Annotated in this window: 2 protein-coding genes and 1 pseudogene; all 3 read right to left on the reverse strand. The window is 71.2% G+C overall.

Annotation, left to right across the window (positions count from 1 at the left end; all coding sequences use genetic code 11):
• Positions 1-185 (reverse strand): roadblock/LC7 domain-containing protein (locus tag ACFVHB_RS39905; RefSeq protein WP_352291689.1); only part of this gene is annotated, 185 nt, incomplete at its 3' end.
• Between the two features lie 10 nt (positions 186-195).
• Positions 196-3,630, reverse strand: coding sequence for a nitrate- and nitrite sensing domain-containing protein (locus tag ACFVHB_RS39910; RefSeq protein ID WP_380332863.1), 3,435 nt, complete (start codon positions 3,628-3,630; stop codon positions 196-198).
• 399 nt (positions 3,631-4,029) lie between these two features.
• Positions 4,030-4,123: pseudogene (locus tag ACFVHB_RS39915) on the reverse strand (ATP-binding protein); the annotation flags it as partial.

A 4,123-nucleotide genomic window follows, 5' to 3' on the forward strand; every position in this document is an offset into this window, starting at 1 on the left:
CCGGAGGTGAGGGAGGTGAGGCCGGAGGCGACCGCGGCGAGCTGGTCGGCGCGGTCCCGCGGGAAGCCCTCGGACATGCACAGCAGGAGACCGTCGGCGGAGACCACCACCGTGTGCGACACCCCGGGGGTGTTGTCCACGAAATTGGTGATCAGCCAGTTCAGGTTCTGTGCGGCCTGGCTCATCTGACTCAACTCAACGCTCCTGGTGGTTCGAGCCGCCGAAGAGATCGGTGCTGCGGTTCTGCTGTCCGTTGCCGGACGGGTCTACCTGATCGGGGTCGATCCGGAAACTTCCGGTGTTGCCGGCGCTACGGCCCTGCTCCACACCGCGGCGCAGGTTGGTGAGGCGGCCACGGACCTCCTCGGGGCTGCGGGAGACCTGCGGCCCGTCCTGCGGGGTGGGCTTGGCGTTGCCGGCGACCAGGTTCTGCTTGGGCACCCGGCGGGGCAGGCCCGAGGCGGTGGTACCGCCGGAAGCGGGCTCGCGGAGCTGCTCGGCACGCTGCCAGGCGCCGTCGTTCGGCGACTGCCAGGCACTCGGGGAGCCGGTCGGTCCGGTGGGACCGTACCCGCCCAGGGCGGACACCTCGTGTCCGCGGGATTCGGTCGGCGCCGAGGTGTCCTTGGCGCCGGTGAACCAGTTCGGGGTCTCGCCGTTGTTCTGGCCGCTCAGGATCGGGGCGGCACCCGGGCCGCCGCCGGCGAGCTGCTGGCCGGGGCGGCGCTGCGGCAGCCCGGACGGCAGGGTGGTGGACGGCTCGGCCGCGGGCAGCGCCGGCGGCTCCGGGCTGTACGGGTGGCCGGCCGGGGCCTCCTCGGCCTGCTGGCCGTACGGGTCCTCGGCGTAGCCGTCGTTGTAGCCCTGGTAGTCCTGGTACTGGCCGTACTGGTCGTCCTGGCCCTGGGCCTGGCCGTACTGGTCGTCGGCGTAGCCCTGCTCGCCCTGGTGACCGTAGGCGTCCTGGCCGTACGCGTCCTGCCCGTAGTCGTTCTGGGCGTACCCGTTCTGGTCGTAGCCGTACTGGTCGTCGGCGTAACCGTTCTGGTCGTAGCCCTGGCGGCCGTAGGGGTCGTCCTGGCCGTAGGCCTCGTCGTTGCGCCGGCCGTACGCCGGGTACTCCTCCTCGACCTCGGCGTCCAGCACCGGCGGCATCTGCGCGGTCTCCGGGCCGGCCTCCAGGGCGGCACGGCGGACCTGGTCGAGCCGCTGCGAGCGCTGGACGGCCTCCAGGGCCGGGCTGAAGCCGGTGGAGCCGGCGCCCTTGCCGGTGAGGTGGTCGTCGAAGCCCAGCTCGGCGGCGCTGCGCGGCTGGTCCATCGCGGCCCAGTCGGCCTGGCTCGGCTCCTGGTCGGCGAAGATCCGGGAGACCGTGAACTCCTCCTCCGGCTCCGGCGCCGCGCCCATCTGGGTCAGGAACGGCGGCAGCATGACCAGCGAGGTGGTGCCCGCGGACTCGCCCGAGGGACGGAGCTGGACGCGGACGTCGTGCCGCTGGGAGAGCCGGCCGACCACGAAGAGGCCCATGCGGCGGGAGATGGTGGCGTCGACCGTGGGCGGCTCGGCGAGCTTCTCGTTGATCTCGGCGAAGTCCTCGGCGGTGAGGCCGATGCCCTTGTCGTGGATCTCGATCAGCACGCGGCCGTCCGGCAGGCGGGTCGCGTTGACCAGCACCCGGGTCTGCGGGCTGGAGAACGACGTGGCGTTCTCCAGCAGCTCGGCGAGCAGGTGGACGAGGTCGGTCACGGCGGCGCCGACGACCTCGGCCTCGGGGATGCCGGAGAGCTCGACGCGCTCGTACTGCTCCACCTCGGACGCGGCGGCGCGGAGCACGTCGACCAGCGGGACCGGGGTGTTCCAGCGGCGGCCCGCCTCCTCGCCCGCGAGGACGAGCAGGTTCTCACCGTTGCGGCGCATGCGGGTGGCGAGGTGGTCCAGCTTGAAGAGGTTCTCCAGCTGGTCCGGGTCGGCCTCGTTGTTCTCGAGGTCGGTGATCAGCGCCAGCTGGCGCTGGATCAGGCCCTGGCTGCGACGCGACAGGTTGGTGAAGATCGCGTTGACGTTCCCTCGCAGCAGCGCCTGCTCGGCGGCGAGCTCGACGGCCTGCCGGTGGACCTGGTCGAAGGCCCGGGCGACCTCGCCGATCTCGTCCTTGCCGTGCAGCGGGATCGGGGTGACGGAGGTGTCGACCCGTTCGGGGTCGGTCTTGGAGAGCTTCTCGACCAGCTCCGGCAGGCGGTGGTCGGCGATCTCCAGGGCGGCGTTGCGCAGGGTGCGCATGCCGAGAATCATCGAGCGGGCCACGTAGCCGGTGAGCACACCGGCGAGGACCAGCGCGGCGAGCACGATCGCCGAGTTCAGGATGGCGTCGTAGAGCGCGTGCTCGCGCAGGTCGGCGGCGTCGTTGAGGACGTCGTCCAGCAGCGCGACCTCGGTGGCGCGGAGGGTGGAGAGGTGGGTGTTGGCCGCCTGCTCCCAGTTCTCCTTGGTCAGACCGGCGTTCTTGGCCTCCGCGTAGGCGGCGTCGGCGACGGCCTTGCCCTTGGACTGGCCCTCCGCGGCGGCCTGGCTGTAGGCGGCACCGAGGTTCATCAGGCCCTGCATGGTGGGCACGCTGCCGTTCGGCATGCGGTAGGCGGAGCGCTCGTCGGCCGCCGACTGGGCGACCTGGGCGTCCGAGTACTTCTTGGCGTCCTCGGGGGCGCTACCGGTGTTGAACTCGGAGATCGAGACCTGCTCCAGCCTCTGGGAGACCAGCAGCGCCTGGATCAGGTCGACGTTCTCGTACCGGGTGGTGGACTGCGCCGAGATGCCGACCAGCAGGTGGAGCATCAGCGCGCGCTGGGTCGAGGCCGAGGCCTTGGCCAGCGACATCGCGTAGATCGCGCGGCCCTTGCTGGTGATGTTGGTGCTGCCGAGGCCGACCGAGTTGTCGTAGGCGAGCAGCGGCGCGAGCATGACCGAGTAGGCGGACTGGGTCGCGGTGGCGAACAGGTTCTTGCCGTACGCGGCCTCGCGGAGGTGCGGCAGGAAGGCGACCAGCTGCTGGAACGACTCGTGGCGGCGCGGCAGCTCGCCGGACTTGTCGGCGGCGTCGTAGGCCGCGTTGTAGGCCTTGAGCGCGGCGTCCGTCTTGCCGCGCCACTTGGGCACGTCGCCGTTCGGGTCCTGGCCGATCAGGAGCGGGGTGAGCGTGTTGTCGCGCTCGTTCTCCAGCGCGTCGGCGAGCTCGGTGGCCGTCTTGGCCAGGCGCGCGGTCTTCTCGGCGCGCGAGGCCTTCACGTAGCCGTCGACCGAGGTGTTGACGCGCAGGCCGCCGAAGACCAGGCCGATGATCACGGGGATCAGCAGAATGGCTATGAGGCGGGCGGGCACGCGCCAGTTCCGGGGCCGGAGGAAGTCGTACCGGCCGCCGCCCTTGCCGGCGTTCCCGTCGTCCGCGGAGCCGCCGCCGCGGCGCTCGGTGGCCGGGGCGGCCGGAGCGGCCGGGGACTTCGGGGCGGGGGCCGGCGGGCGTTCCTCGGTGGGTGTGAACGCGGAGAATCCGGCCGGGCCCGTCGCGTTACCGTTCGGCTCGCTCTGGCGGGGCTCGGAGCGCCGCTGCGGCGCGACTTGCTGCTTACGCCTCACTCGACAACAACCTCTCGGCCGATTGGCGGCCATGGATCAATCCAGCGCTACCCCTGGCGGCGGTCCGCTGCTGGGTGGGACTGCTCGTACGGGATTCAGGGGTAGCTGGAATTTCAGCACGTGCAGGGATGGGGGACAAACAGCGGCTGACGGCGCGCTGCTGCGACACATTTCGGACATTCATCGACATGCTGGCGCAAAACCGTGGTCTTCTGGCGCTGAGCGATGCTGATTCGTCGCGCAGAGTCACAGTTGATCACAAAATGCCTACCGAACTGTTATCCACCGCTTATGCGCGGGTCTTGCGCGGGATGTCCCGGCGCACCCGCCCCGCATGCGGAGGTGCCCCGGTACCCAACCGCGCGGGCGGGGTACCGGGGCTGCCGCCCGTGTGGCGTGTTAGCGGAGGCGGGCGAGGAGGGCGTGCTCGACGAGGGTGATGAGGGCGCTCTTGGCGCTGTCGCGGCGTCGGGCGTCGAGGGTGATGACGGGG

Source organism: Kitasatospora sp. NPDC127111, assembly GCF_042677465.1.
Taxonomy (GTDB): Bacteria; Actinomycetota; Actinomycetes; order Streptomycetales; family Streptomycetaceae; genus Kitasatospora.